The sequence below is a fragment of the Cyanobium sp. LEGE 06143 genome (genome assembly GCF_015207535.1).
GTDB lineage: Bacteria > Cyanobacteriota > Cyanobacteriia > PCC-6307 > Cyanobiaceae > NIES-981.
The window spans coordinates 1-1623 of sequence record NZ_JADEWP010000305.1 but is presented as its reverse complement, the minus strand read 5'-3'; the positions used below and the strand labels follow the sequence as shown (position 1 = coordinate 1623).

Sequence of the window (1623 nt, the reverse complement as noted above, 5' to 3'; positions counted from 1 at the left end):
CAGGTGTATTCACCACTGTCGCCTTTCAGGCGGAACGGGCGGCTCTGCAGGTCAGTTTCGTTGATGGTGTCGTAGATGATGTTGGTGTCAAAACGCTCAGCGTGTTTTTGCATGCGCTGCATCAGTTCCGGACCCTGAACACCGTCGTTGTCGCCCGGCCAGTTGTCTACGTCGGTAGTGGTGGTGAGCTGACCGCCCACTTCAATACCGGTAATCAGTGTTGGATTCAGGTTGGCGCGGGCAGCGTAGACCGCAGCGGTGTAGCCGGCCGGGCCGGAGCCAAGAATGATCAGTCGGGAGTGTCGGGTTTCGCTCATGGAATGCTCGCTGGTATTTGGGACACAGGTTCAGCCCGGCGTGGCGGGCTGCTCATTTAAGAAGAAGGCGAAAGGCTAACATGAAATAGTCAGGCTGCCATTCGTTTCCAGTAATCCGGTTAATTAAGCTTTGCTATATGGGCTTTGCGGGATTATTCAAGTACTGAGACGGTGGTCAGCAACTGCCGGACCCGTTCCTTGCTTTTGCCGGACTCACCCTGTTCAAGGCGATGTTCGGCAACAGATGGGAAGACCGCCTGGATATCGTCGGGCAGTACATGGTTACGGCCTGCCATCAGTGCCCAGGCTTTGGCGGCCCGGAGCAGACCGAGGCCAGCCCTCGGGGAAAGTCCATACAGCAGGCCAGGCATGCGGCGGCTTTGTTCGAGCAGACGCTGGAGGTAATCCAGCAGGGCCGGGCTGGCAGTGACCTCGTCCACGGCACCTTGCAGTGCCTGCAGTTGGTCGTGGGGGAGGATGGCCTGGAGCCTGTCTGTGAGGGTCTTGCGATCCTCGCCTTCCAGCAGTTCCCGCTCGGCCTTCGGATCCGGATATCCCAGGCGCAGGCGCATCAGGAAGCGGTCAAGCTGGGATTCGGGCAGCGGAAAGGTGCCGCCCTGTTCGATAGGATTCTGGGTGGCAATCACGAAAAACGGCGAGGGCAGTGGCCGGGTTTCGCCCTCAATGGACACCTGTCGCTCTTCCATGGCTTCCAGCAACGCGCTTTGAGTACGGGGCGAGGCCCGGTTGATTTCGTCGGCCAGAACCACCTGGGCGAAGATTGGGCCCGGATGAAACACCAGGCTACCGGCCTGCTTGTCATACATGGAATAGCCCAGAACATCGGCGGGCAGCAGGTCGTTGGTGAACTGGATGCGCTGGTAGCTCAGGCCCATGATCCTGGCCAGGGCGTGGGACAGTGTGGTTTTGCCCATGCCTGGAATGTCTTCGATCAGAAGGTGGCCGCGGGCAAGCAGTCCGCAAAGGGCCAGCCGAACCTGGGTGTCCTTGCCCAACAGTATTTTGTTGAGCTCGGTAACAACGCTGTCCATCTTTTGTTTCATGCAGGCCTCAGTCCCGTACCCGTTTAAGAATGTCTTCATAGGCATCGATGCGACGATCCCGAAGATACGGCCAGATTCGCCGAACGGATTCGGTACGGTTGCGATCAAGGGTGGCGGTCAGAATGCACTCGCTGTGGTCATCTCCCCTGGCCAGGAATTCGCCCTGGGGGCCACAGATGAAGCTGTTGCCCCAGAATCGGATGCCATCACCCTGGCCGGTGGGATCCGGTTCGGTGCCAACA

Annotated in this window: 3 protein-coding genes; all 3 read right to left on the bottom strand. The window is 59.0% G+C overall.

All coding sequences use genetic code 11. From position 1 onward, the window contains the following. Positions 1–317: FAD-dependent oxidoreductase (locus tag IQ216_RS13820; protein ID WP_193815926.1), on the bottom strand; the 317-nt coding region annotated here is incomplete at its 3' end. Between the two features lie 152 nt (positions 318–469). Beyond that, the gene (locus IQ216_RS13815) at positions 470–1381 is read right to left on the bottom strand and encodes a MoxR family ATPase (RefSeq protein WP_193815925.1); all 912 of its coding nucleotides are present in this window, start codon (positions 1379–1381) and stop codon (positions 470–472) included. A gap of 7 nt (positions 1382–1388) precedes the next feature. Further along, positions 1389–1623: nitrilase-related carbon-nitrogen hydrolase (locus IQ216_RS13810; protein ID WP_304523994.1), on the bottom strand; the 235-nt coding region annotated here is incomplete at its 5' end.